Consider the following 25,542-nt stretch of genomic DNA (forward strand, 5'->3'; position numbering starts at 1 on the left):
TAGAACTATTTACTAGTAATAAAAAAGCAGCAGCCTATTTAAGACCCCTGCCTCTTTACATACATCTTCTATTTATTTAAGATTCAGACATGCTTGGAAAAAGCACATGCGCTTGTTAGTGCTTTGGCTACTGCTTAAAATAATTTTGATCTTCTTTTAACATCCTTATTTCTTCGGGGATGAATAATTTTGAGAGAGGCGTGTCAGGATTAAGTAATATCGCTATTTCTTCATTTAATACAGGCAGCATGTCCTTAAATGATACGCATACGGTCTTTTCATCTTTTAGCATCTGTTCGATAGGATATTTTGACGAAAACACAGGTAAATATCGGTACGCTGCGCTGTTCATCGTCTGGACGTAGTGCTCTGCAATTAATATATCTGATGCTCCATGCTCTGAACTAACAACTAGCCATAAATTGCTATTCATTAAAGTTTTATAAAATTGAGCAATTTTCTTATTATCTTTCATTGCTTCAATTAACGATTTTTCTAATAAGTTAAATGTATATTTCATCGCCGAGACAACCCTGTAAGGAACTGTACCATTTCACTTCCAGCGCCATCATATACTTCATTCATTCTCTCTTCACTTCCTCTGTGCTGTCACTAAACATAATGTTTGAAGGATTCATTTCCTGACTTAAAATGCCCAACCCCATTTGAATAACGCCATAAGTAAAAAATTCCGTTCGACTGCATGTAGAACCATTCACTACTTTTTCTTCCCAAGACATAGAAAGCGAATTCCACATAACATTAAGAGTACCTAAAGGTTTTTCAATCGTTCTATGCATATTGTCATACGTATTCCATTCTTTTAAGTTCTTTATGTTATTCCACGTATCTTGTGAATGGGTGCTCCCATCGCTCCATACGCTCGACCAAAACTCCGTCCAGCCTGAAGAGCCTTCTAGCTCTCCATCTGCTTTTCTCATTTGTTCTGCAGTGTCTCTTACTAATAAATGTGCGTTTTCCGTTAGCGAATCAAGTTTGCGAATCATATGCTGTAACTCTTCCTGTAAGTCCAGCACTTTATCAATATCTGCAACAGACAAGAAATGTAGATTTGTAGCTTCCCAGCTTAGTTTTTGAAGTGCATCAGCCGTCTGTGAATGAGACTGCTGAATTCGCTCTGCAAATGCCTGCAGCACCTCTGGATTTACTTTTATCTCCATGTATGTCCGTCCCCCTATCTCTTGTAAGCCTTCAGTCATCATCCAAACATTTTTTAAGCCTATACGGAAAGACTCACTTTCTAAAGGAGTGAGTCGATAATGTTATTTATTACGCCGATGCTAACTCTCTTAATCGTGAAATTTCTAAGCGTAAAGTTTGAAACAATTCATCCCTTACGTCGTACAGATGAAAAGTAGATTGCGTAATATCATTATAAATATCCTCATATGAGCTCTTAGAACGCCCTGACCAATCTGACGCATATTGTTGGTGCGAATTTTGAAACAGATAGATACCCTCTTCAAGAAATTCCATGATACGTTGAACTTCATGTAAATATGATTCTAATTGATCTGCATCTCGACTATATTCTTTACTTTTTCTTCTTCGCTCTATGTCGTCAAAGAGATCATCAATTGCATCCATAAAATGTCCCCACGTCCTTCTTCCTCTTTTATTAGAAGTCTCTTAAAGTAATGTTAAAATAAGGTTACAAAAAACAAAATCCATCATTCAAACTATTTTCATACCTAGGAAAAAATATCTACATTTCTCTTTTTTTACTTATTTATACAGGGAAAATAGAGAAAATAAACAACGCCAGGCTGCTGTAATAAAGCAGTAGACGTTGCTTTTTAGGTTGTGACACTGCTGTTATAAAAAGGCAGAATACCTAGTTTACATTCGACCTTTTTGTTTCTTTTTCTTGTTAAATGGCTTTTTTGAAGGTTTTTTAGCTGTACGAGACTGCTCTTTTGTTCCTTCATCCACGATTTCACCCATATAAAGTTCTTTTTTCGCTAATGAAAGTTGAAGTTCACGTGCGATTTGTTTTAAATTTCGTTCTTCTCGTTCAGTCACAAGAGAAATAACTGTACCTTCTGCTCCCGATCTGCCTGTTCTACCTGAGCGATGTACATATTGATCCGCATCTTGAGGAACATCGATGTGAATCACATGCGTCAGTCCCTTGATGTCTAATCCTCTAGCTGCGACATCCGTTGCTAATAAGATAGGGAAATCTCCTTTTCGAAACCCTTTAATCGTCGTAGCACGATCTTCTTTTTTCGTTTCACTGTGTAAAGAGCCGGCTTCTACACGCTTAAATGTTAATTTTTCTTCAAACTCGATGAGAGTATCAATCCCTTTAAAAAAGGCTAAAGCTTTCATTTGTTCTTGGCGAACTAGTTTTCTAAGCACGTCCACTTTATCTCTGGCTTCACTTTTAATGTATACATGCTCTACCTTAGAAGCTGGGAGTTCATCTCTTCCTACTTCTATTTCAAGAGGATGGTTCATCATGTCTTTTGCTAACGATTTGGTACGTTCTGATACGGTAGCTGAGAAGACTAGAATTTGACGATCACTTAACGCCATTTTCACAATCTGTTGAACCGTTTGAACATGTTCAGGCACAAATAATTGATCCGCTTCATCAATCACAATTGTTTTGACTTCGTGCATTTTTAATTTCTTCATTTTAATTAATTCGTTCAAGCGTCCTGGAGTACCAACAATGATATTAGGACGTTTTTTTAGTTTTTCCAATTGACGTTTCATATTCGCTCCGCCGATAAACGCTGCGCTTGAAATGCCGCTTCCCTGTGACCAAGTTTGAATTTCACCATGAATTTGCATAACCAATTCATGGGAAGATGCTAAGATAACCGCTTGAATATGAGATGGCCCCGGCTGAATACGGTGTAAGACAGGCAACAAATATGCCAGCGTCTTTCCTGTTCCCGTTGGGGATTCTCCTATTACATCTTTATTAGCTAAAATCTCTGAAATAGCTTTCGTTTGAATGGCAGTAGGCTCATTGAACCCTGCTTTTTTCCACGCCTCTTGTAAAAAAGGCTGTAAAGTCTCTATAAACTGACTCATATCTATCTCCTTTTCCATGCTTTTCTCGATATTATAAACGATTTTTTCATTTCAATTAAACGAATGTACCAGTGGCCATGTGCGTTAATACTGACCTTAATTTCTATTTATAAATAAACCTTTCTTATCCCAAGGGACCCTGTCAATCCGTCAGTAGAAAAATCGGTTGTTTCCTTAACTTTCCTACATCAATATACATAGCTTCAACTATGATACACTATTGCTTCTATAGAAAACAATATGATCCTCTTTATTATGGACGAAAACTTGTATAAGAAGGAGTTTTTATGTCCTATATGGATCCAGACGCAAAGGGCTCAGCTGCTTACTTCCTCTTTTTCAAGAAAACAGCCGCCTCTCTGAACTACGAGAGGCGGCTGTTTCGTTCTATAATTGGCATATCAATAGTAACCGTTGTCCCTTTTCCTTTACCGCTTTTAAAATGCATGGTACCTTGATGACGCTCCATGATTTTGTAACACACGGCCAGCCCTAAGCCAGTGCCAGCTTCTTTTGTAGAATAAAACGGCGTTCCTACTTGTTCAATCCTCTCTTGACTCATTCCGATTCCATTGTCTTCAAAGTGAATCAATGCTCGCGTATCTTTTTCTTCAACTGTTATTGTAATATGACCTTTCTCCATAATAGCTTCTACACCATTTTTGATCACATTGATGAATACTTGTTTCAACTGATTTGCATCAGCCGAAACATAAATAGGCCTTTTTGCTGTTTCTTTCAATAAAATAGAAACATTATTTAAATTGGCCTGCGCTTCCATTAGCGTAATAACTTGTTTTAAAATCTCACATAAATTGGTCTTTTCAAAAGATACATGCTGCTTTTTTCCAAGAATGAGCATTTCACTGGAGATTAAGTTGATGCGGTCGATTTCAGACATCATAATGTCTAAATAAGTGTCATTTGTTTCCTTAGAGGCTTGCATAACTTGTACAAAGCCTTTTAAAGAAGTAAGCGGGTTCCTAATTTCATGTGCGACGGCACCTGCCATTTGTCCAATAACCGACATTTTTTCCGAGGTTATCATGAGCTCTTCATCTTGGCGGTATGTAGTGATATCACGTGCAATCATAAATACGCCTACCACCTGCTTATGAACGACGATGGGAAGCAAAGAACACCTAAGCAACCGCCTTTCTTGTTTTTTATTGATGACATTCATTTCGAACTTAGCACCTTTTCCATTCAGTACTTCTTTAAAATACTCTTTACACATATCAAATTCTTCAGCTGCAATAAGAGCTGAAGGTTTCATCTTTTGCAATTCTTCACTGGAGTATCCAACGATTGCTTCACCTTCCGGGTTAGCAAGAAGAACTTCCCCTGTTTTGCTTATTTCAAAAACGCCATCGGGGTTATGTTTAAATAAAGACTGATAGTGCTGATTGCTCGTTTGAAGTTCGTGTTCTTTCGCTATGAGCTCCTGCTGGGACTTCACTAGTTTATAAGCTCTCCTATATACCAACCCATACAAAATAATCCCCGTAGCTAAAATAAAAAACCAACCTTTGTACTGTTGAAAAAAAATATATACTTCAAAACAACCTTGCGCTAATGTTCTAGATATATTGTCAGATATCAAGATCCATACAGCGCCAATAATGATATATACAATCGAAATTCTTAAAGCTACTTTACGCGCGTGTTTCACCAAATTTTAATCACCTGTTTATCAGTATTGATTCCCTGTCTTATTGCCTTTATATGAATTGTTGACTTTTCGTAGCTATTTCATGCCGTTGTAAAAAATTGATGAATGGCCTGACCTAAGTTACTAATAGATTTTACATTTGCTTGAAAATGATACTGGTGAAGCCATTGGCTATGATCGGGTGTCACACCTGTTAGATAAATCTGTACGCCCATTAGCTGAAATTCCCATATTAAATGTTCTAGCGCGGCAACACCTCGTTCATCAATTTGACCGATTCCATTAAAGTCAATAATAACTCGATCAACGGTTTCTTCATCTATCTGTTTGAGCAACCGATGTTCATTTTTCATGATGACTTCTTCAAATAAATCTCCAAACAGAGGGATAAGTACCATGTTATTTGATAAATGAATAAACGGTCCTGAAAGTTCTATAACTCGGTTCATGGCCTTTTCTAATCGTTCTTTTTGCAGCAGGAGTTCTAAGTCCGTTTCAGATAAACGCGCTGTGTGTTGTTCGATTTTTTCTGAAAGAATTTTAATTTGGGAATCTTCCTCTACACATATTACATGCGCCTTATCTTGCTCCCATTTGCAATTCACAGTATAAAGAGACATCTTAGCTTTGCGCGAATGCATGACTAATTCTGTTTTTATTTTTTTCTTCTGCCCTAATCGTTTTCTAGCTTTGTTCTGACTATCTTCGTCAACAATTTCTAAAAAATGTTGAACTTCTCCGAATAAAGCGGCTGCTTCATCAGATTGCGCTAGAATATTCATTTCCTCATCCATAATAAAAACAGGAAGCGGAGCATATTTAATAGTCGACAACCTTAATCCCCCTAATTGATTGATAATGAAAAAACTCTTTCAACTCCTCTAACTGTGCAATAAATCGAACTTGATTCGTTTGAACAAGAGGAAACTTATAGTTTGAAACTACTCGGCCTCCAACTAAAATAAGCGGCTGATGTTTTGTCTTTTGTAATCCTTCTATATATTCGTTTGCTTTTTCTATATGATGAGTTAAACTGAACGAGATTCCTACTAAATCAGGTTTCCATTGTTCAACAGCGTGCGTCGCATGTAAAAGCGGAGAATCTGCTCCTAAAAGTTTCGTCTGCCAGCCGTGCTCTTCAAAGAGAATGGAAATCATTTTTAAACCTAAAAAATGCTGTTCATTTTCTATACACAAAAACAGACCTTTTTTTTCATGTTTAATAACTTCTTGTCTTATACACAATTGATAGCGTGACAAAACATAGTCACAGGTAGTAGTAGCTAAATGTTCATCAGCCACTGAAATTTCATCTTCTTCCCACATCATACCGATTTGAGCCATTGACACTGAAATGAATTGCTGAAAAATATAAAATGTATCGAAACCCTGCTGTCTTTTTTTCCAAACAATATTCCAAGCTTCATCTTGATTCCCTGATAACAGTAATTCAGTCAAGCGTTCTATGCTTCCAATCAAGAAACCACCTCTTTTTCAGTCAAACGACTTGTTTTTTTTCTTTGTTATTATCAACCATACCACTTAACTCACCGGCACTCTACAGTAAAATATTCTCACACCAACAAAATAACACCGGACGTCTCTGACAGGTCAATCTCTTTATTTTTCAAAATCAACGAGGTAGTGATGCAGCAAGTGACGGTTTTGTTCATTGTATAAGTACGCATACACAGGACGTCCTATTGTGCCGTAAGTCATTCTTTCTCCAAGAAGACCTATATCTGTTAGAAATTTTAAATATTTCCGAATAGACACTCTTGAAATCCCCGTTTTTTCAGCTACATCATCGGTCGAAAAAGGGTGATCTTTAAGATGCTCAATGGCTTCTATGATAACTTCTAATGTTCCTGTCGTTAAACCCTTAGGCAACGGCTCTACCGGAGCTTCTTTTATTTTTTTATTAGACAGCAGCCCGTCTAATTCCTGTTGATTAAGCTGAGGTTGCTGTTTTAACGTACGAAATGTTTGTTTGTAAGCCGAAAGTGCTTGATAAAAGCGTTCAAATGTAAAAGGCTTAATCAAATAATCAATCGCTCCGTAGCGTAAAGCTTGTTGAATCGTTTGGGCATCCGAAGCAGCGGTGATAAAAATGACATCTATTTCCTCTTGTTTTGTTCGAATCTCTTGTAAAACTCTCAAACCATTTTGCCCAGGCATAAAGATATCAAGCAGCACTAAATCAACTTGATGTTCATTTATCTTCACCAAGGCTTCATGACCCGAATGAGCAACAGCGACCACTGTAAACCCCTCTATCTCTTCAATGTACTTTTGATTAAACTGAGCAACCATGGGGTCATCTTCAACAATTAATACTTTAATCAACTTGATCTCTCCTTGTTTCGTACGGAATATCAATATAGAATGTGGTACCGCTATTTATAAATGAGTCAATGACGATTTGGCCACCTAGTTCATCAATCGTTTGCTTCACTAAATGCAGCCCAAACCCTCTGCTCGTTCCTTTTGTAGAAAAGCCTTTCTTGAAAATCTGATTCATTGTATCGGAAGGAATGCCGCAGCCTGTATCCGTGACTTGAATTGTAAGTTTATTGTTTTTATACACAAGCATAACAGACACTTTTTTAGAGGCTTGATGACAAACTGAATCAATTGCATTATCAATTAAATTTCCAATAATGGTAATGAGATGATGAGTAACATGTGGATCTGAAGGTTCTGGAATAACTTCATCAGCGGAAAAAGTCAATTCTACGCTTTCTTCTCTAGCATAACTCATTTTGCCCATCAGAAAACCTGCCAACGCATGATCTTTAATAGATTTAGTCACTGAACTAGATTCATCGACACGGTGATTAACAAGCTGATGAATATACGTTTTTAGCTCATCATAATAATTCATCTGCACCATTCCTAAAATCACATGAAGTTTATTCATAAATTCATGCGATTGTGCTCGAAGCGCTTCCACATACATTTTAACACCTGTTAGCTGTTCTGCTAAGATATTAACTTCTGTTTTATCCCGAAACGTAGAAAGTGCCCCTACAATCTCTTCGTTTACCACTAGCGGTACCCTATTAACCACAATGGCTACTCCATTTATGACTTGCTCTTCATCGTAATGAGATTCCCCCGTAGACAAAACGTCGTCCAACCTGGAGGTGGGCATATATTCTCGAATAGACAAACCGATTGGCTCTGATGCTAATCCCGCTTTAACAAATAAGCGGCGTGCAGAACGATTAGCAAGTGTAATATTACCTTCTTTATCAACAGCTATCACTCCTTCACGAACCGACTGCAGCATGGTGCTTCTCTCTTCTAGAATTTTAGCAATTTCAGAAGGTTCCAAGCCAAATAAAATTTTCTTTATGTAATTCGCTAATAAAATAGCACCAAGAACGCCTACAAGTAAACCAATTAATGAACCTAAAACAATTCGACGATGCCCATCTCTAATTGCTTCATTTACATTATTTAAAGAAATCCCCACAGCTACTGCACCAATTTGTTGATTTTTTTCATTATAAATAGGTGCAAAAGCGCGCAGAGATTTATCAAGCGTTCCTTTTGATACAGATACATAAGATTTCCCGTGCAATGATTTTTGCTCATCGCCTCCGGCAAACCTCTTTCCTATCTTTTTAGGATCTGGGTGAGATTGGCGAATTCCATTCATATCCATAACAACGATAAACAAGACGCTTGATTTTTCACGAATTCGTTTAGTAAATTCTTGAATTGACTGAGGTGTTTTTGTCTCTAGTCCTTCTTTCACGTTCGTTGATTCTGAAATAATCGTAGCAATAGTCCGAGCTTTTTCAGCCTGTTGATCTCGAATATTTTTTCCAATTGAACTGCTAACTAATAAATCCGTTAACAATAGCGATAGAATCACCACCATGCATACAAGCAGCACCGTGATGCTTCGCAGCCCCATTCTTCCGTGTTTCACATTCTTCCCTCGCTTCCCTGCTTTTCTTGTTTATAGCACAAGAAAAAGATCTTATCTAGAGTCAGATAAGATCTTCGCTTATTTAATTTCATTTTTACTGAGTTGATTAACATTTATACAGGAAGGTTAACAATCTACTTTATAGTTTAGGTCCTTTTCGATATTTGAACCATCCCATTTTATAAAAGGCAAAGACCATTACGCCTACAAGCCCAATCATAATGCCAAGTACAATAAAATAATTATATTTCCCCGTCAGTTCCGGCATATATGAAAAGTTCATGCCATAGAGACCAGCAATAAACGTCAACGGTAAGAAAATAGCTGACATAAGCGTTAGCGTAAACATGATTGAATTCATACGATCCGAGTTAATGGACATAAAGCTTTCTCGAATATCATTTGACAAATCCCTGCTTGCTTGCATAATTTCAATCATATTTAATAGGTGGTCATAAATATCATTAAAATAGCGAACCTGCTCTTTTGCTTTTAACGCATTCGTTGACATAATACGATACATTAAATCTCTCATGGGGTTTAAAATGCGGCGCATTCGTGACAAATCACTTCGGATGTCATAAAGCTGCCTCATTAATTCATCCATAGGTTCGTCTTTTGCATTGTCTTCAATGTCGTCTATGTGATCTTCAAATTTATAAAGCACAGGGAAGTATTCGTCAACGGTATGATCTAAGAGTTCATACATGATATCCCATGTTCCATCTTCGGTAGCCTCAGGATCTTTTTTGATAAGCTCCCACACCCTAGCCACGCTCGTTAGCTTATCCATATGATAAGTGACTAAAAAGTTATCTCCTACAAACGCAGATACTTCTAAGTGCTCAAGCTCTTCTTTATGAAGTGCATAATAGACTAAAAAATAATGCTCATCATACAACTCAAATTTAGCCCGCTGACCTTGATTCAAACAGTCCTCAACTGCTAAAGGATGAAAATTAAATTGTTCAAGCTGCTTTTTTTCTTCCTCGGTGGGATTGTAAAAATCAACCCAATACCATTGAAAGTCATGGCTTGAACGAATCTCATTCATTTCTATTTCTTTAATAGCTCCTTCTTTGGTTTTAGCTACAATTTTAATCATAAGATAACCTCTGTCTTTTTTGATACTATTCTCTGCACATACCCTTTTTACCATTTTGTTAAACTTTTTTCTTTTAATGTACGCCTTTTCTTGTCTATACATACGATGATGGTGACAACAAGAGAACAAAACGGTGAGGAGGTATATCCATATGCATGAATTTTACTCCCGGCATGAAGAATATTGGGAAGATGATACAAGACTAGACCAACAGCTTTTAAGAGATATAAACAAAGCTGTAAACGATGAGTTTTCCGCTATTCACTACTATACACGCTTAGCAGAGCTGGCTCCTAATAATCAGTTTCAACAAGCTATATTAGGTATTCGGCAGGATGAAATTAAACACTTTGACTGGTTTTCTAAAGCCTATTATGATTTATCAGGCAGCTACCCACAGATTTCATTAAACATAAAATTGCCAAATACTTTTCAAGAAGGGGTCTCTGAATCCATTAAAGATGAAGTAGAAACCGTTCCATTTTATCAATCAATCGCTAGAAAAATCACAAATGCTCGAATTCAAAGCCGCATTGTTCGAGCTGCGAACGATGAACAGCGCCACGGTCAAATTTTTCGAACCATTCAGTCCCACTTCTCATACTAAATAATACGCTTGCAGTCGCAAGCGTATTATTTAGTATGGTTTTATTATTATCTCTTACTTTGTAGCATTAAATTCTTCTTTGATTTTTTGGAGCAACGTTTGATTTGTTAATACGTCATACCCTGTTAATGCCATTGTTTGTGCCCCGAGTATCATTGCTTCTCTTCCTTGCTCACTTAAAGCTGCTTCTCTAAATTCGTGCGTATGACAAACAAAATAATCATCACAAATTTGAATATACGGATGAATAGCCGGAACAACCTGACTTACATTCCCCATATCTAAAGATCCATGATCGCCTTGGTCTTCTGTAATGCTTTGTTCGCTCACGCCTAATGAGATGAGATTATTTGTATAGACATCGGATAATGTTTGATTCGTTCGCATATCATCATAAGAAAACTCATAGTTTGAGATTTTTAATTTTGTTCCCGTAGCTAAAGCAGCACCATGTGCACATGCCTTCACCTTATCTGTTACTTCATCTACATATGCACGAGTTGAAGCCCGGACATAAAATTGTGCTACTGCATAATCCGGTACAACGTTGGCAGCCTTGCCACCCTCTGTAATGACTCCATGAATACGGACATCCGGCTTCACATGCTGGCGAAGCGCATTAATGCTGTTGAACGTTTGTAATACGCCGTCTAACGCGTTGATTCCTTCATGAGGAGCAGCAGCTGCGTGCGCGGATTTTCCGAAGAACTCAAACTGAATGGCATCCATCGCAAGAGAACGCCCACTTTTTTGGTGGCAGTAATAAGGATGTACCATCATAGCTACGTCTAAATGATTAAAAATGCCTTGCTCGGCCATCGTTACTTTACCGCCTCGTGTTTCCTCTGCAGGCGTTCCGTATACGTATACTTTACCGCCTGTTTCTGCAACTGCTTTACTAAGACCAATACCAGCTGCAATGGACATAGTTCCGATTAAGTTATGTCCGCATGCATGTCCAAGATCCGGCAAAGCATCGTACTCAGCCATAAACCCAATCGATGGACCTGGCTTTTGACTGTCATAAACAGCAGTAAAAGCAGTTGGCAAGTCACATGTACCAATTTCAACTGTGAACCCTTGTTCTTTTAAAATATCCGTTAATGCTTTACACGCTTTGAATTCTTCGTGACCAAGCTCAGGGTTTTGCCCAATATATTTGCTTACATCGTAAAATGTATCCTGTAATTTATTAATTGTTTCATTTATCAATTGTTTCATTAGTTGTACTCCTCTTTTAAATATTTAAACAAATTATAGTATATTTATTCGTTTTTTAAAAGCTAGTTTTTAAGACGTGTTTTCCTATCACCTTAATATGCCTTATAATTAAACTACTAACTGTTTTAAAGAAGGTATGCATAATGATTAACGTAAAAAAATTTAATTTTTTAGGCGGTCGTATTATTAAAACAGGCATTGCCGTTTTTTTAACTGCGCTCATTTGTCAGTCGATTGGCTGGCCTTATATGCTGGCTGTTATTACAGCTATTGTTACGATTGAACCAACCGCTGCCGATTCTATTAAAAAAGCGTTTATACGCTTTCCTGCTTCAGCAATCGGAGCTGCTTTTGCCATGCTTTATACATTTCTTCTCGGCGTGACGCCGCTTACCTACATGCTTGTTGCCGTTTCTACTATTATATCCTGTTCTAAATTGCGTTTGCATGCAGGAACACTCGTTGCCACGCTAACAGGAGTGGCTATGCTGACGATTGTGCACGACCATTACTTTATATCGCTTTTAATTCGCCTAGCGACCACCAGTATTGGACTGCTTATTTCTTCACTTGTAAATATCATCGTTCTTCCTCCTAATTATACACCGATTATTACGAGGAAAATTCAAAATCTCTCAAAACAAATGAGCAGCGTCCTACAGCAAAGAGGAGTTGAACTTTCTCAAGTACACGCTTGTCATAAACAAACAAAACTTCAATTCCAACTGCTTTCTGCTGAAATTGAAAAAATTGAGACACTTTGTGAGTATCAGCGAAAAGAATGGAAGTTTCATCATTTCACTCGTACAGCTATGAGAAAGTTCCACTATGAATATAAGAAACTTTCTCTTATGAGGCAGCTTGTCTATCATATTGGTAATTTAATTTATTTGCCTGCTCATCAGCTGCAAAGTGCAGAACATCAAGTGATATGGGATACTTTCACTTCCTTTCATAACGTCTTACAAAATGAACAATATAAAAGCTCTTTTCAGCATCAAACGCTTATTTTAACTTTAAAACAAAGGTTTTGGGCACATAAACACGAAGAAAATACAGTAGATCAGCCTTTTTCAACAGAAACAACAATGCTGTACGAACTGCTTGCCATTCATCACCTGCTTGAAGAACTACACCGTATTCATTGTTTGAAGGATCGATATAACTTAAATAACTCATCTGTCTCACTTTCTTCATAAAAAAATCCTCACATACGTGAGGATTTTTTTGTTTACGAAACTTGTGACTCATCTTTCTTATATTCTTTCTCCCAATAGTCTGCATTTTTAATTCCTAGCTTAACAGGATCAAAAACAGGGTCTAGCCCCTGTTTTTTCTGAGTTTCATAGTCTTTTAATGCAACTAACGCAGGCTTAGCTAAAATTAAGATAGCAATTAAATTTAGCCATACCATGATACCAAGCCCCACATCACCTAGCGCCCAAGCTAGTGATGCTTGTTTAACTGACCCGTAGAACGTAGCTCCTAGAAGGACAAGCTTTAATGCAAACATAGCCCACTTTCCGTTCTTTCCGCGAGTTAGATAAGCAATATTTGTTTCGGCGATGTAATAATAAGCCATAATCGTTGTAAATGCGAAGAAAAATAGAGCAACTGCCACGAAACCAGCCCCAAATCCAGGTAACACTGTTTCAATAGCAGCTTGTGTAAATCCAGGTCCTGCTTCTACACCCGGTAAATTCGAAATAATAAATGAACCGCCTGGTCCTTCCGTATTGTACATGCCTGTGAATAAAATCATAAAAGCCGTTGCTGAACAAACGAACAGGGTGTCAATATAAACCGAAAAAGCTTGTACAAGTCCTTGTTTCGCCGGATGCGAAACTTCTGCTGCAGCTGCTGCGTGCGCCCCTGTTCCTTGTCCTGCTTCATTTGAATAAATGCCCCGCTTCACTCCCCAAGAAACAGCTAAACCAACAATTCCTCCAAAAGCAGAATCTAATGCAAAAGCACTTTTAAAAATAAGAGCGATAACTCCCGGCAACTCGGAAATGTTCATGGCAATAATGATAAGAGCTAAAATAATATACCCAAGTGCCATAAAAGGTACAACGAATTGTGCCACCCCTGCAATACGCTTAACGCCTCCAAAGATAATAAAAGCAAGAATAATAACTAATCCTACTGCTGTAACCGTTGGACTAACGCCAAATGCGTTGTCGATGCCAAGCGCGATGGAGTTAGACTGAACGCCCGGCATTAGGATACTCATCGCAACAAGTGCTGCAATAGCAAATAAAATGCCATACCATTTCATACCTGTTCCTTTTTCAATATAGTACGCTGGACCACCTCGATATTGGCCATCTTGTTTAACTTTATAAATTTGAGCAAGTGTTGATTCGATGAATGCACTAGAAGCACCAATAAAAGCAACTGCCCACATCCAAAATACAGCTCCTGGACCTCCAAAAGCGATAGCTGTTGCCACTCCAGCAATGTTTCCTGTTCCGACTCGTCCCGACAGCGCTAAAGACAGGGCTTGGAAGGAAGAAACTCCTGCTTCTGAGCTTTTACCCTGAAACATAAGCATAACCATGTCTTTTAAGTGTCTTACCTGCAAAAACCTCGTTAAAATTGAGAAAAACAGGCCGATCGCAAGACACCCATAAATAACAGGTGTGCTCCATAGCACATTATTCAAACTCGTTACAAATTGCTCCAAACGATAACCCCCTTATTTTTTTAATTCAGACTATTTTAAATTATAAGTTAAATTATAAATTTTAACAATAAAACTCTAAATTAAAACTTTTTTTTAGTTAAAATACACAAAAAAACTTATAAAATCCTCAAAAACATCCAACAATGAACCGTTTACATTCCTTAATTCTCGCTTTCAAAAGAGAGATATCTGCACCTTTCTTATCAGGAACACATAGGCTATAGGAGTTATTTTCTATTAGAAGGTGTGAAAAACAATGATGAGAATAGAGCCTTTATTTTATCGTCCTTTAGCTCTAGACCTTCTTTATGCGTGCGTCTTAGCTTATAAGCAATACGCACAGGGAGGCACATTTGATGTACCTGAAGGCTACCGGCTTATTAAATCGTTTAAAGCTTCTGCCGTAGGGGTTCAAGAATGGTTTGGTTTTATTTTAGAATCTGATGACTCTATCGTAATTGCCTTTCGAGGAACTCAATCTGAGGCAGATTGGATTGCTGATGCTCGCATTAAGCAGCGCCCTTATCCATACAATCAACAAGCCGGTCTCGTCCACGAAGGTTTTTTAGCCGTTTACGAATCATGCCGTGATGAAATTTTTGAAACGTATCAGTCCCTTACCCCAAAGCCACTTTATATAACGGGGCATAGCCTAGGTGGTGCACTCGCTGCTCTTCATGCCTTAGATGTCGCCACAAACGCATCTTTTCCAGAGGTTACAATGTACAACTACGGAGCTCCTCGAGTAGGTGATCCTCAATTCGTTCAAACATACACAAATCTTGTTTCAAATAGCCGCTGCTTTGTTAACACGACGGATACGGTTCCTAAAATCCCTCCGAAGCGACTCTATTCCCCTTCCACCAAGCAAACAATTTATTACGATCAAGACCCTCTTCAACTCTCATTTACCATTCAAACAGGTTCTACCGTAGGGAACCATAATCCCCAAACGTACAGTGTTGGCATTTGGATGATGTCGGATTATCCTATTTTGGTCCAAAAATAAAAAACAGGCGGAATGCCTGTTTTTTTATGCACCGATTGCTGCTTTGATTTCTTCTATTTGTTCTTGATGACGCTTTTCGTGATAACCAATAAAGTCAATCCATTGCTTTAAATCCATTAACCCAAATACAGGGTGTGGAAATGATTTTTGCTTTAGCTTATCTTCACTTGCTGTTTCTTCTAACTCTGCTAAAGCCTCTCTTGATTCTGCCAGCTTACTCTTCATTTCTTCTAATGTCTGCTTTTCATTAGAAGGCGTAACTTGAGCCGGTGCATCTACTTTTCGCGAACGGTCTACCGCTAAATGAAACGGCTTATCTTCAGTGGGCTGATCTACACCGTTTTCTAACTGATCCTTTACACGTGAAACAATCATGCGCTCCATCAAATATAAATGTTCTAATACTTGCATAACGCTCCATGTATTAGATGCTGCCTGCTGATTTAATTGTTCGTATGTTAATGATTCTACACTGTTCAATACATCATTTCGAAACTGTTCATTTTTGTTCATTTTTCATCCTCCTCCAGGATTCCTCTAACTTATCCTACCAAAAAACTCTTCCATATAAAAAAGATATCCCTTTACTTAACCTTGTTTTAACTGAAATTGTTTCACGTGAAAAAATCATATTTTCTATTTGACATTGGTTAACCAGGGTGTTATATTTAGATTTCTGGCTTTTCTTTAAGAGCTAGACATAGTGAAAGTAACTTGAGAGGATGTATCGTACAATGCAAGGTAAAAATACTGGCATTCGACACATGTCTTTGAACAAAACTTATTCACACTGGATCGGCTTCGGAGCCGTAAGGATGCAAGAGAGGTAGGGCTTGCGTCGTTTAGGTTAATCGATCATGTGGAAAAACAAACCGCGGCAATGGATGAAATCCATGCAAGCACAATCAATGCTAATTGTGCCCTAACAACAACGAAACATACAAAAACCGTAATCATGGATTTTATAAAGAAAGTAATCATTTTGTTTTTACACTTGCAAAAAGCAAGTTACTGATAAGAAACACGAACAAAAGCGAGCAGATGCATCTGCTCGCTTTTTTAATGATTATTTTTTATTTACTTTATCATTTCTTTTTTAGCGGATCTTACAAAAAAAGCCGAAACCACACTGGTTTCGGCTTTTTCTTATTGCTCTGCTAGTACATCAGCAAATGCTTTTGCATAAGGAGGAAGGTCTGGCGGACGGCGGCTTGAAATGATGTGGCCGTCGATTACGACTGCTTCATCATGCCAAATAGCTCCCGCATTTTCCATATCATCTTTGATTCCTGGCGTACTTGTTACGTTTCGGCCATCTAAGATTTTTGCAGAGATTAATACCCATCCTGCATGGCAGATTTGACCGATTGGCTTTTGCTGTTCATCCATATGACGAACCATTTCAATTACTTCAGGGTAGCGGCGCAGTTTATCCGGCGCCCAGCCTCCAGGTACTAAAATAGCGTCATATTCAGCTGGATCAACATCTTTAAAAGCATAGTCTGATACGGCTGGAACACCGTATTTCCCCACGTACGTTTCGTTTGCTTTTTCTCCAACTAAATGTACTTCTGCTCCTTCTTCTCGAAGACGCATCACTGGATACCATAGTTCTAGATCTTCAAAGTCTGCACTAACAAGCGCAATAACTCTTTTATTTTCTAAACGCATCGTAACACCTCCGCCATCAGTATAGCATGTTGGAGAATAAGATTGAAAATAAGGGACTAACTTGTACATAATTAAAGGATTTTTCAAGTGCTCTTCCGAAAACTTTTGTATGCCAAATGGTCTAATTTTATATTTTCACTTGACTGGGGACAAACATCACACTACAATGTGTAGTGTGATGTTCATAATGTTGTAAAATTATCCAAATAAGAAAGACTTTCTGATTTAATTACTACATTTCTTTTTTCGGGCTTTCACACTACATAATGTAGTGTTTTTCAAATACACTTAAAGGAGGAAGTAAAGTGAATAAAAACGTCGAAATTGGTTCACTTATTATTCGTTTAGTATTAGGTTTTACATTTTTAGTACACGGCTTTCAAAAATGGCAAGGCGGGATTGAAAATACAGTAGGGTTCTTCGATAGCTTAGGAATCCCTGGTTTCATGGCATATATTGTTGCAACAATTGAACTTGTAGGTGGTATTCTTATTATCCTTGGTTTAGCAACAAGAGTCATAGGTGCTTTATTTATAGCAGTAATGCTCGGCGCTATTTTCACAGCCAAGCTTAAAAGCGGATTTGTTGGCGGATTTGAGTTTGATATCGCTTTAATTGCAATGTCTGCTCACCTATTTCTTGCAGGAAGCCAGTTCCTTGCTCTTGATAAAGTGGTATTTAAAAAGAAGAAACTGCTTTTTCTCTTCAAGAAGAAAGCAGTAAATAAAAAAGAAAGCTTATACTCTCCCAATATAAGCTTTCAGGTTAGTCCCGCCGTTTGAGGCGGGCTTTTTTTATATTTGAAGCAGTAAATTCGCAAATAAAGAAGAGCGCTCGGACAACGTATCAATTTGAATATGTTCATATTCCGCATGTATTCCTTTTCCGCATGCTCCTAATCCATCCAACGTGGGAACACCAATGGCCGCTGTAAAATTGCCATCACTTCCGCCGCCAACAGCCGCTTCTTCTAATTTCATACCCAGTTTGGCCGCAATTGACTGAGCGCATTCAAATAACTCTTCCGTTTGTTTAGACTTCACCATCGGAGGACGGTTCATGCCTCCCGTTACTTCGAGCTTTATCCCTTTTAAGATGGGTGTTAAGTTCAAAATAATATCCGTCATACGTTTCGCTTCTTCTTCTGTAGAAACACGTAAATCTACGTGTGCTTCTGCATATTCCGGCACTACATTTGTACCGCTGCCTCCTGTAAATGTTCCAACGTTCACCGTTGTACCTTTTTCATAATCTGTTAAGCCCTGCAAGAAAATCACTTGGCGCGCAAGCTCTTCAATCGCATTGATTCCTTCTTTGTGGTGATTACCCGCGTGTGCTGCTCGTCCCCATACTTTTACGGTGAAAATTCCCGCTCCTTTGCGCGACGTTTTTAACGCACCTGAACCCGCCACAGCCGGTTCCGCTACTAGCACTGCTTCACTTCTTTGTGCTTCTTCTTCAATGTATTTTTTAGAAGAAATTGACCCAATCTCTTCATCCGAATTGCAGAAAAACACAATTTTTTTATCGAGCGATAAGCCAAGCTCTTGAATCGCTTTAATCGCCCATATAGATTGCACAATGCCGCCTTTCATGTCTAAAATTCCCGGACCGTACAGCTTGTTTCCCTCTGTTCTTAGACTCAGCCTTCCCTTTTCCCATACCGTGTCAAAGTGACCGATAATTAAAAGCTGCTTTTCTCCTTCTCCAATCGTAAATTTCAAATGGTTTCCTACTTCTTTTTCTTCTATAATTTCGTACCCTACCCCTAAACGCTTTTGAAACAGCTCCGTTAAATACATTCCACACTGATCTACTAACTCTTTACTGTAGGACGGTGATTCTTTTTTCACAAATCCAACTAAATCTTCAAGCATCTCTTGTTCGTGTTCTTTTAAATAACTAAATACACTTTGTTCTACCATTACCTGACTCAAATCAATTCCTCCTCCAAACAACCCCTGCTGCTTGCATTAAATGCTTTTATTTATCGTACGTATAACTATGTTCTACGTTTCACATAACGACCTTAAATTATCCTTAATTATAATGGTTTTCAGACAATTTTCCATCATTTAAATACAGATAATACTTTAACTTATTCATAACAGACCGAAAATAGCCATAAACTTCAACAAATTCATACAAAAAAGCTTCAATCTTCAACAGATTAAAGCTTTCGTTTGACTAATTGACATTTATTTTAATATTTTTCCCTTTTGACTTCACACTCACAAAAACAAACATAGACACTAAAAAAATAAACAGAATAACGCCAACCATTTCAAAGTTTACTTCGGCCCATGGGTTAAAGAAAGTGAATGCTAAATAGAGTGACACACCATACGCGAGGACAACAATAACCCAGCCCATCAAGCGGGAAGCAGATCGCCCAAACTTACTCGATTCATTCACCATTTTATGTACAATCAGTGAATCGATTGTATCTGTCAGCATCATACCAAACATAAATACTAGTCCTAATAAAAGCGGCGTATACTTGCCTGCGTTCCCTACAGCTAGAGACCACACGGCCGTTTGACTGACCGTTTCGGCTGCTAAAGCGAACAACGCTCCTACAAGAATAATTAAAAAAGGATTCGTTGTTCCTTTTGCGATTTTCGGAATAAACTTCCCTTTTAACCCGCTCAGCTCAAACTCTTCCTCTTTATTTTTGGTTCGAAGCAAATGATATGTGTTTAATGTCCCGATTAGAAAGAGGGAGATAATGGATACCCAGGATGCAAAATGATCGAAATACGATGGAAACGTAAAATTCTTCATCACCACGCCAAGCACCCCGGCCGTGACGGCCACCATTCCTCCGTGACCTAGTGAAAACAGCGTGCCGACCCACGGGGCAAAACGGCTCCCCATTCGCCAATTATATCGGGTCTGGCCATCAATAAAAGCTAAGTGATCTGCATCCAATCCGTGCCTGATTCCTAATAAAAAGACAAGTAAAAAAACTGATAAACCTTCCATTTCCTACACTCCTTTTTTTAAAATAAAACATAAAAAAGCCTCAATTCTATAGAAATTGAGGATGTGTCGGCATATGAAAATAAACAGCAATTGCTCACTGCGTACCTTGATACACCGCCTCTTTCCTAGAAGAGTCAAGTGTACAGAATAGGTAGGTCTCCTGGCTTGAGATCATCATTTTCTACCGCCTTCCCCGTTTTGAGTGACGATAAGATAGAAAACTCCCTGCTTACAGTGGCTGGACCGCTCGAGATTTGCACTCGATTCCCTGTTACCTCTTACGCTATGTAAGAGCACCTAAACTGTGCGAATGATTCATTTTCTTCCTCATTATACTAGTACCGCTTACAAATGAATAGAGAAAATTCAAATAAAAAAGCCCTGCTAAGCTTTACATGCTTAGCAGGGCTTTTTAAAGCAATTAAATTACTTCTACCGTTACGTCTACGTTACCGCTGATTGCTTTTGAATACGGGCAGTATGAGTGAGCTAGGTCTACATATTTTTTCGCTGTTTCTAAATCTAAGCCTTCGATATGAGCTTCAAGCGCTACAGCAATTTTTACTCCTTGATCAGCTTTATCTGGAAGCAGCTGAACAGTAGCTTTTACTTCACTGCTTTTGATTTCTACGTTATGTTTTTTCAACATAAATTCTAACGCACTGTTGAAACAAGCACTGTATCCAGCTGCAAATAGCTGCTCTGGGTTTGTTGCTGTTGTTGCTTCTCCACCAAGTGCTGGAGGTGTTGCAACATCTAAATTAAAGATATTATCTAAAGAATGAACTTCTCCTGTTCTTCCACCTGTGTTAACGACTGTTGTTTCATATAAAGCTTTCATGTATAAATCTCTCCTCTTTTTTAGTAATTTTATTAAAAGTTTTTTATTTATCGTTTCTGTAATTTAATTGTACAAAATTTAATTTTAAAAAACAAGTATTAAATGCATTAAAAATTTCCCAATAAAAAAAGCCGCGTATTTGCGGCTTTTTCTTAATAATATTGAGACTGCCCGTCATAAGCTGATTTTCGAAAAATAGACAGATTGGTAATAGCTCTCATAATTTTGGTATTAAAAATAACATAATGAATAAACAACGCGAGCACGCAGCCTAGAATAGCTCCTGTTAACACATCGAATGGATAGTGAACGCCAACCCATACGCGTGAAAATGCAATGAGTGCACCCATTACAACCCACATGCGCCCTGAACGTTTGAAATGTAGCCAAATGGTAAAAGTGATAACTAATGCAGACGTAGCATGATCGCTTGGAAATGAAGAATTCGCGGCGTGATCAATAAGCTGATTCACGTGGTGAGAGATAAATGGACGATCTCGATAAGCAAATAAACTAATCACTTTATTGATAATGACTCCTGTGGCACAAGCACATAAAGCTTGGAATGCTACAACACGGCTGCCGTTTTTATTAATAAGTAAAAACAAGCCGAGTAAAACAATAAGTACATACTGGGCATAATCTGCAAAGAATACCATCAGCGAATCTACAAACTTCACATGCGAGGCGTACTGATTCACCGCATGGAAAATGGTATAGTCTACTGAATTAATAGCTGATAACATAATCGAAATCCTTTCTTATTTTTAAATGTCATTAGCTATCTTATCAGTTTCTGAAGAAAATGAACATGTTTTTGTCAGAAGCTTCCTAACTGGTATTTATAAATAACGTAGTCAGGCTGAGTGGTAAGCCAACAGATTTTTGCCCATTAACTTACCTGCGAATGATCCACGATGTTTTTTTGCAAAAAGATTTCTTCTAAAGAAGGCTCTTCTACGTGAATTTGATAAATATCGATGCCGCATTGAATCAATTCGCGAATAATCAGAGGGATATTTCTCTCTTTTTGAAGCATCACTTTTGTGTACGTGTGATGGTATTCCACGTCCGGACTCACCGTACGGAAAAACTGTTGAATATATTCTTTATGACTGCTTGGGTAAGGATCATGTTTAATCATCACCGTTTTTTTCGCTTGGTATTGAAAACGCAGTTCTTCCATTGTCCCTTCTACTAAAATAACACCATTTTTCATAATCGCTACACGTGTACAAATCTTCTCAACTTCATTTAAATTATGAGACGTCATAAAAATTGTCTTGCCCTGATTTTGAAGTTCTCTTATTAATTCATGAATGTGGAGAGCAGATTCAATATCTACTCCAGAAGTTGGTTCATCTAAAAAGATAAGATCTGGGTCTGTTACAATCGCTTGAGCAATTCCTAACTTCTTTTTCATTCCAAATGAAAACTTTCCAACTTTCTGATGGTCATGTCCTTCTAATCCTACTTTCTTCAGTACATTACTACAGTGTTCTTTAGAAAAACGATGTCCGTTTATCTTTAAAAAATAGCGCAAATGATTGAGTGCCGTCATCTCATCATAAAAGGTAGCATAGTCAGGAAGCACACCTATTTTCTTCTGAAGCTCTAAATCAATATCACTCTGTCCCAGCAGCGTAAATTCTCCTGCTGAAGGGAATGAAACGCCGGTAAGCATATTAATAAATGTAGACTTCCCTGCTCCGTTCCTCCCTAAAAATCCGTAAATTTCTCCTTGTGGGACTTGCAAATTAATACTATTAACAATTGTTTTAGATCCACACTTTTTAGTTAATTTACTTGTTTCAATAGCATACATATTATACTTCTCTCCTTTTAAAACTCCAAAGTGCCGTACATAAACAGAGTGCTGCAAAAATAAGAAGAACCGTTAAATACCCTTTCTCCAACTTTAAATAGTAGTAGGGTGTCACATACTTAAACCATGCAATGTACGCTTTTGATGAAAATATGCTCCATCCACTCAGTACCGGTAGAACAAACGATAAAATAATTGATAAAAACATAGTATGAGTTGGACTTGGTATTAAAGCTGAAAGCATTAAAACAAATGAAATGATACAAACGGTGAATAGCAGGCACTCTAAAAATATATAAAAAGAAAAATGATGCGAAATAAACCCAATCAGTAGAAAAGAAATAGAGATACAAACAAGCCAGAAACAACAAATTCCTAAGAATTTCCCTAGTACAATACGCTCTCTTGATGTTTTGGTAACTAAAAACCTGGCTGTTCTTGTTTTAATTTCTTGATTAATAACATTATGAGAAAGACTTGAAATAAACAAAGGTCCGAACCCGAGAAGCATCACCAAAATCCCCCCGTTGGCTCCATCTCGAATCTGTGCGCTCGTCAGTTGACCTCCAAGTTGACTAACTAGATGGGCTATTCCATAGGAAGCACCGCATACGATTAAAATAACGATAATTGATTTAACACTTTTAAATAAGCTTTGAAACTCTTTCACACTAATGGCCCACATTTCGAAAATCTCCTCGTAAATAAGTTTGACTGCTATCATCCAACAAAAGGATGATTTATTTCCTCCGGTAAAGCTTTTTTCTCTTTGGGCTTTCCGTTCCAAGAAAAATTTGTCCATATGCGCAGCAGCTTTTCCACCGGTCCAGTTTGGAATTTTTGCACGTACATATAACTGCCGATCAGCTGAATTCCGTATATACCGATGCAGACAAAAATCCCTGCTATCATGCCGAGCTTTCCGAAATAACCTAATCCATAACCGTAAAAAATCGTCGTGCATATAACCGTTTGCATTAAATAATTACTAAGCGATATCCTGCCTACGCTTTCAAAAGTCTTCATCAAAAATGACCTCTCGCATTTCGCATATACCCAAGCAAATCCTGCAATATAACCAAGAGATAAGAGACTCCCACCTAACATATGTGTAGAACCAGCCCAATTAGCATCTGGCCATACGTACATAGTTCCTTTTAACAATAAGCTAAGCGGAATCAACACGGCCGCCCAACGGCCATACTGTTTTTGATTAGCTGAAACGTCGTAAAACCACTTTTTCTTCCCTGCGTACATGCCAAACAAAAATAAAGCACCCATTATAAATGGTGTAAACAAGAAGGCAAAAGCAAATTTATATCCTGCTATATTCATCGGATCAACGTTGTTGCGGTGGTCTTTAATTTGTTCATAAGTTCCACTTCCATAAACATGAATCGTATCTTTTACGTATGTGGTAAGCGTTTGTTTATCACTAAGAAGATACATATTATCGTTTAATGAACCGTAACCAGCTGCTCCCGTAAGAACTAGTAAAATCGATGCCCATACCAACAGCGTTTTAGCTTTACGGTTTAAAAAGAAAACTAATAAAAATATCCCCATCATTCCGTAAAACGTAAGAATATCTCCTTCCCATAAAAGTACTCCATGCAGTAGGCCAAACCCTAGAAGCAGAAAAAAGCGGCGAAAGAAATGCCTTTTTACTCCTAACTGCCTTCTTTCTAAGCTTTCTTTCATCTTCACCATTGAATAACCGAATAAAAAAGTAAAGATTGGCATAAAACTTTCTTCTACCGCGACTTTTAAAAAGATATAGGCTGCTGAATCACTTGGTGATAGCGAGAAGAGATGAATCATATCCTTTCCGTAAATACCATATTGAAAAATCAGCATATTCGCTAGTAAAATACCAAACAAGCTGAATCCTCTCATACTATCAATTACTTTAACCCGCCTAACATCATTACTCATCCTTTTAACTCCTTTACTATGTGTCTGTATATTTAGTATATGAAATGAAGGTTTCAAGAAAATAAACGGGAGATTATCTTTTCTTTAACATTTTCCAATTTTGTTAATCTTTTCGTAATGTTCTTATGCTAAAATCGAATACGTATGAAATGAAACAGAGGTGATTTATATTGGAAGATGCATCTATATTGCTAGTTGATGATGAAATTGCTATTGTCAAAATGCTGGAGACAGTATTAAAAAAAGAAGGCTTCAACCAAATCTATAAAGCTCACACCGCTCAAGAAGCGCTAGATGTTTTACATAATAAAACGATTGATATTATTTTGTTGGACGTCATGCTTCCCGATAAAAGCGGATTTGATATTTGTCCTAAAATTCGTGAGCTCTCAAACGCATATATCCTGTTCATAACAGCCAAAGTATCTGACTTGGATGTGTTAACGGGTTTCGCCATGGGCGGAGACGACTACGTAACCAAGCCATTTAATCCTTTAGAGGTTGCGGCACGAATTAAAGCACGACTGCGCAGAAAACAAGCGCTGACGGAAAGAAGTCCTGTAAAAATGGAATCACAGCCTTCAAATCGCTATGAGTTTGATCGTTTTATCGTAGATGAATCCGCTGGAGAGCTCATTGTAGATGGTCAAACGCTTGCTTGCCCCGCACAAGTATTTTTGCTGCTACTTCATTTTTGTAAAAACATGAACGTGGTTCTTTCTAAATCACAGCTGCTTGAAGCCGTTTGGGGATATAACCAGTTCGTAGACGACAATACGGTAACCGTTCATATTCGAAGAATTAGAGAAAGAATCGAAGATAACCCTAGCAGTCCACAACACTTAGTTACGGTACGAGGGCTTGGATATAAATTAGTGAATGGAAAAGCACTATGAAATCAATTAAAAGAAGGTTGACCTTTCATTTTTCGTTTCAGTTTATTGCGATTATTGCATGTGTTTGCTGCGTTCTTTTTTGC

26 protein-coding genes and 1 riboswitch are annotated in these 25,542 nt (G+C 37.8%); of the genes, 5 read left to right on the plus strand and 21 right to left on the minus strand.

What is annotated here, in order from left to right:
* Window positions 1-127 precede the first annotated feature (127 nt).
* The 10 genes from ACO1DI_RS17980 to corA form a co-directional block, all read right to left on the minus strand.
* On the minus strand, window positions 128-520 hold the full coding sequence (locus ACO1DI_RS17980; RefSeq protein ID WP_014461874.1) for an SseB family protein: 393 nt from the start codon (window positions 518-520) through the stop codon (window positions 128-130).
* A 61-nt stretch (window positions 521-581) separates the two neighbouring features.
* Window positions 582-1,181 (minus strand): WXG100 family type VII secretion target, encoded by a 600-nt coding sequence (locus ACO1DI_RS17985; protein WP_182421562.1) that lies wholly within the window; start codon window positions 1,179-1,181, stop codon window positions 582-584.
* A 109-nt stretch (window positions 1,182-1,290) separates the two neighbouring features.
* Window positions 1,291-1,608, minus strand: a complete 318-nt coding sequence (locus ACO1DI_RS17990; protein WP_013055102.1) for a hypothetical protein — start codon at window positions 1,606-1,608, stop codon at window positions 1,291-1,293.
* 252 nt (window positions 1,609-1,860) lie between these two features.
* Complete coding sequence (locus tag ACO1DI_RS17995) at window positions 1,861-3,066, minus strand: DEAD/DEAH box helicase (protein WP_182421563.1); 1,206 nt, start codon at window positions 3,064-3,066, stop codon at window positions 1,861-1,863.
* 364 nt (window positions 3,067-3,430) lie between these two features.
* Window positions 3,431-4,525, minus strand: a complete 1,095-nt coding sequence (locus ACO1DI_RS18000) for an ATP-binding protein (protein WP_423145514.1) — start codon at window positions 4,523-4,525, stop codon at window positions 3,431-3,433.
* A 293-nt stretch (window positions 4,526-4,818) separates the two neighbouring features.
* Window positions 4,819-5,571 (minus strand): STAS domain-containing protein, encoded by a 753-nt coding sequence (locus ACO1DI_RS18005; protein WP_014461878.1) that lies wholly within the window; start codon window positions 5,569-5,571, stop codon window positions 4,819-4,821.
* Window positions 5,558-6,217 carry a cobalamin B12-binding domain-containing protein gene (locus tag ACO1DI_RS18010; protein ID WP_014461879.1) on the minus strand — a complete coding sequence of 220 codons (660 nt, stop codon included), beginning with the start codon at window positions 6,215-6,217 and terminating at the stop codon, window positions 5,558-5,560. Before ACO1DI_RS18010 ends, ACO1DI_RS18005 begins: the two co-directional genes overlap by 14 nt.
* Window positions 6,218-6,358: 141 nt before the next feature.
* Entirely contained in the window at window positions 6,359-7,084 is a 726-nt protein-coding gene (locus tag ACO1DI_RS18015) for a response regulator (RefSeq protein WP_014461880.1), read from the minus strand.
* The gene (gene dcuS, locus ACO1DI_RS18020) at window positions 7,077-8,663 is read right to left on the minus strand and encodes a DcuS/MalK family sensor histidine kinase (protein WP_140451872.1); all 1,587 of its coding nucleotides are present in this window, start codon (window positions 8,661-8,663) and stop codon (window positions 7,077-7,079) included. The genes ACO1DI_RS18015 and dcuS overlap by 8 nt, the downstream gene beginning before the upstream one ends.
* A 154-nt stretch (window positions 8,664-8,817) precedes the next feature.
* A complete protein-coding gene (gene corA, locus ACO1DI_RS18025) occupies window positions 8,818-9,783 on the minus strand; it encodes a magnesium/cobalt transporter CorA (RefSeq protein WP_013055095.1) in 966 nt (321 codons plus the stop codon).
* A 151-nt stretch (window positions 9,784-9,934) separates the two neighbouring features.
* Here corA and ACO1DI_RS18030 point away from each other — a divergent pair, with 151 nt between their 5' ends.
* Window positions 9,935-10,390, plus strand: coding sequence for a ferritin-like domain-containing protein (locus ACO1DI_RS18030; RefSeq protein ID WP_423145515.1), 456 nt, complete (start codon window positions 9,935-9,937; stop codon window positions 10,388-10,390).
* A 54-nt stretch (window positions 10,391-10,444) separates the two neighbouring features.
* On the opposite strand, the gene ACO1DI_RS18035 is transcribed toward ACO1DI_RS18030, so the two are convergent.
* A complete protein-coding gene (locus tag ACO1DI_RS18035) occupies window positions 10,445-11,611 on the minus strand; it encodes a M20 family metallopeptidase (protein ID WP_116741686.1) in 1,167 nt (388 codons plus the stop codon).
* A 143-nt stretch (window positions 11,612-11,754) separates the two neighbouring features.
* On the opposite strand from ACO1DI_RS18035, the gene ACO1DI_RS18040 reads away from it, so the two are divergent.
* Window positions 11,755-12,810 (plus strand): aromatic acid exporter family protein, encoded by a 1,056-nt coding sequence (locus ACO1DI_RS18040; RefSeq protein WP_140452035.1) that lies wholly within the window; start codon window positions 11,755-11,757, stop codon window positions 12,808-12,810.
* 32 nt (window positions 12,811-12,842) lie between these two features.
* Here ACO1DI_RS18040 and ACO1DI_RS18045 read toward each other — a convergent pair whose 3' ends face one another.
* Window positions 12,843-14,297 (minus strand): alanine/glycine:cation symporter family protein, encoded by a 1,455-nt coding sequence (locus ACO1DI_RS18045; RefSeq protein ID WP_042992364.1) that lies wholly within the window; start codon window positions 14,295-14,297, stop codon window positions 12,843-12,845.
* A gap of 256 nt (window positions 14,298-14,553) precedes the next feature.
* Between ACO1DI_RS18045 and ACO1DI_RS18050 the strand changes: the two genes are divergently transcribed.
* Complete coding sequence (locus tag ACO1DI_RS18050) at window positions 14,554-15,306, plus strand: lipase family protein (protein ID WP_115652948.1); 753 nt, start codon at window positions 14,554-14,556, stop codon at window positions 15,304-15,306.
* 24 nt (window positions 15,307-15,330) lie between these two features.
* Here the strand turns inward: ACO1DI_RS18050 and ACO1DI_RS18055 are convergent, their stop codons facing one another.
* Complete coding sequence (locus tag ACO1DI_RS18055) at window positions 15,331-15,819, minus strand: DinB family protein (protein WP_423145516.1); 489 nt, start codon at window positions 15,817-15,819, stop codon at window positions 15,331-15,333.
* Between the two features lie 633 nt (window positions 15,820-16,452).
* The gene (locus ACO1DI_RS18060) at window positions 16,453-16,977 is read right to left on the minus strand and encodes a type 1 glutamine amidotransferase domain-containing protein (protein WP_014461890.1); all 525 of its coding nucleotides are present in this window, start codon (window positions 16,975-16,977) and stop codon (window positions 16,453-16,455) included.
* 305 nt (window positions 16,978-17,282) lie between these two features.
* On the opposite strand from ACO1DI_RS18060, the gene ACO1DI_RS18065 reads away from it, so the two are divergent.
* Window positions 17,283-17,759, plus strand: coding sequence for a DoxX family protein (locus ACO1DI_RS18065; protein WP_423145517.1), 477 nt, complete (start codon window positions 17,283-17,285; stop codon window positions 17,757-17,759).
* A gap of 12 nt (window positions 17,760-17,771) precedes the next feature.
* On the opposite strand, the gene ACO1DI_RS18070 is transcribed toward ACO1DI_RS18065, so the two are convergent.
* From ACO1DI_RS18070 to ACO1DI_RS18100, 7 genes are all read right to left on the minus strand, one after another.
* Entirely contained in the window at window positions 17,772-18,935 is a 1,164-nt protein-coding gene (locus ACO1DI_RS18070) for a M20 family metallopeptidase (protein WP_063248475.1), read from the minus strand.
* 229 nt (window positions 18,936-19,164) lie between these two features.
* On the minus strand, window positions 19,165-19,962 hold the full coding sequence (locus tag ACO1DI_RS18075; protein WP_014461893.1) for a sodium:proton antiporter: 798 nt from the start codon (window positions 19,960-19,962) through the stop codon (window positions 19,165-19,167).
* 133 nt (window positions 19,963-20,095) lie between these two features.
* Window positions 20,096-20,278, minus strand: a riboswitch (cobalamin riboswitch).
* 105 nt (window positions 20,279-20,383) lie between these two features.
* Window positions 20,384-20,803: an organic hydroperoxide resistance protein gene (locus ACO1DI_RS18080; RefSeq protein WP_014461895.1), complete on the minus strand. Its 420-nt coding sequence runs from the start codon at window positions 20,801-20,803 to the stop codon at window positions 20,384-20,386.
* A gap of 152 nt (window positions 20,804-20,955) precedes the next feature.
* The gene (locus ACO1DI_RS18085; RefSeq protein ID WP_014461896.1) at window positions 20,956-21,549 is read right to left on the minus strand and encodes an undecaprenyl-diphosphatase; all 594 of its coding nucleotides are present in this window, start codon (window positions 21,547-21,549) and stop codon (window positions 20,956-20,958) included.
* A gap of 146 nt (window positions 21,550-21,695) precedes the next feature.
* A complete protein-coding gene (locus ACO1DI_RS18090; protein ID WP_014461897.1) occupies window positions 21,696-22,628 on the minus strand; it encodes an ABC transporter ATP-binding protein in 933 nt (310 codons plus the stop codon).
* 1 nt (window position 22,629) lies between these two features.
* Window positions 22,630-23,313 (minus strand): ABC transporter permease, encoded by a 684-nt coding sequence (locus ACO1DI_RS18095; RefSeq protein WP_014461898.1) that lies wholly within the window; start codon window positions 23,311-23,313, stop codon window positions 22,630-22,632.
* A gap of 35 nt (window positions 23,314-23,348) precedes the next feature.
* Complete coding sequence (locus ACO1DI_RS18100; RefSeq protein WP_014461899.1) at window positions 23,349-24,563, minus strand: DUF418 domain-containing protein; 1,215 nt, start codon at window positions 24,561-24,563, stop codon at window positions 23,349-23,351.
* Window positions 24,564-24,733: 170 nt separating this feature from the next.
* Between ACO1DI_RS18100 and ACO1DI_RS18105 the strand changes: the two genes are divergently transcribed.
* Window positions 24,734-25,459, plus strand: coding sequence for a response regulator transcription factor (locus tag ACO1DI_RS18105; protein ID WP_014461900.1), 726 nt, complete (start codon window positions 24,734-24,736; stop codon window positions 25,457-25,459).
* Window positions 25,460-25,542: the final 83 nt, after the last annotated feature.

This window comes from Priestia sp. 40 (assembly GCF_049368575.1).
GTDB lineage: Bacteria > Bacillota > Bacilli > Bacillales > Bacillaceae_H > Priestia > Priestia zanthoxyli.

Coding starts and splice junctions, on each gene's coding strand:
- corA (WP_013055095.1), bottom strand. CDS start 9,783: ATGATTAAAATTGTAGCTAAAACCAAAGAAGGAGCTATTAAAGAAATA.
- ACO1DI_RS17980 (WP_014461874.1), bottom strand. CDS start 520: ATGAAATATACATTTAACTTATTAGAAAAATCGTTAATTGAAGCAATG.
- ACO1DI_RS18055 (WP_423145516.1), bottom strand. CDS start 15,819: ATGAACAAAAATGAACAGTTTCGAAATGATGTATTGAACAGTGTAGAA.
- ACO1DI_RS18085 (WP_014461896.1), bottom strand. CDS start 21,549: ATGTTATCAGCTATTAATTCAGTAGACTATACCATTTTCCATGCGGTG.
- ACO1DI_RS17990 (WP_013055102.1), bottom strand. CDS start 1,608: ATGGATGCAATTGATGATCTCTTTGACGACATAGAGCGAAGAAGAAAA.
- ACO1DI_RS18075 (WP_014461893.1), bottom strand. CDS start 19,962: ATGGAAGGTTTATCAGTTTTTTTACTTGTCTTTTTATTAGGAATCAGG.
- ACO1DI_RS18080 (WP_014461895.1), bottom strand. CDS start 20,803: ATGAAAGCTTTATATGAAACAACAGTCGTTAACACAGGTGGAAGAACA.
- ACO1DI_RS18035 (WP_116741686.1), bottom strand. CDS start 11,611: ATGAAACAATTGATAAATGAAACAATTAATAAATTACAGGATACATTT.
- dcuS (WP_140451872.1), bottom strand. CDS start 8,663: ATGGGGCTGCGAAGCATCACGGTGCTGCTTGTATGCATGGTGGTGATT.
- ACO1DI_RS18060 (WP_014461890.1), bottom strand. CDS start 16,977: ATGCGTTTAGAAAATAAAAGAGTTATTGCGCTTGTTAGTGCAGACTTT.
- ACO1DI_RS18100 (WP_014461899.1), bottom strand. CDS start 24,563: ATGAGTAATGATGTTAGGCGGGTTAAAGTAATTGATAGTATGAGAGGA.
- ACO1DI_RS17985 (WP_182421562.1), bottom strand. CDS start 1,181: ATGGAGATAAAAGTAAATCCAGAGGTGCTGCAGGCATTTGCAGAGCGA.
- ACO1DI_RS17995 (WP_182421563.1), bottom strand. CDS start 3,066: ATGAGTCAGTTTATAGAGACTTTACAGCCTTTTTTACAAGAGGCGTGG.
- ACO1DI_RS18090 (WP_014461897.1), bottom strand. CDS start 22,628: ATGTATGCTATTGAAACAAGTAAATTAACTAAAAAGTGTGGATCTAAA.
- ACO1DI_RS18050 (WP_115652948.1), top strand. CDS start 14,554: ATGATGAGAATAGAGCCTTTATTTTATCGTCCTTTAGCTCTAGACCTT.
- ACO1DI_RS18030 (WP_423145515.1), top strand. CDS start 9,935: ATGCATGAATTTTACTCCCGGCATGAAGAATATTGGGAAGATGATACA.
- ACO1DI_RS18040 (WP_140452035.1), top strand. CDS start 11,755: ATGATTAACGTAAAAAAATTTAATTTTTTAGGCGGTCGTATTATTAAA.
- ACO1DI_RS18095 (WP_014461898.1), bottom strand. CDS start 23,313: ATGTGGGCCATTAGTGTGAAAGAGTTTCAAAGCTTATTTAAAAGTGTT.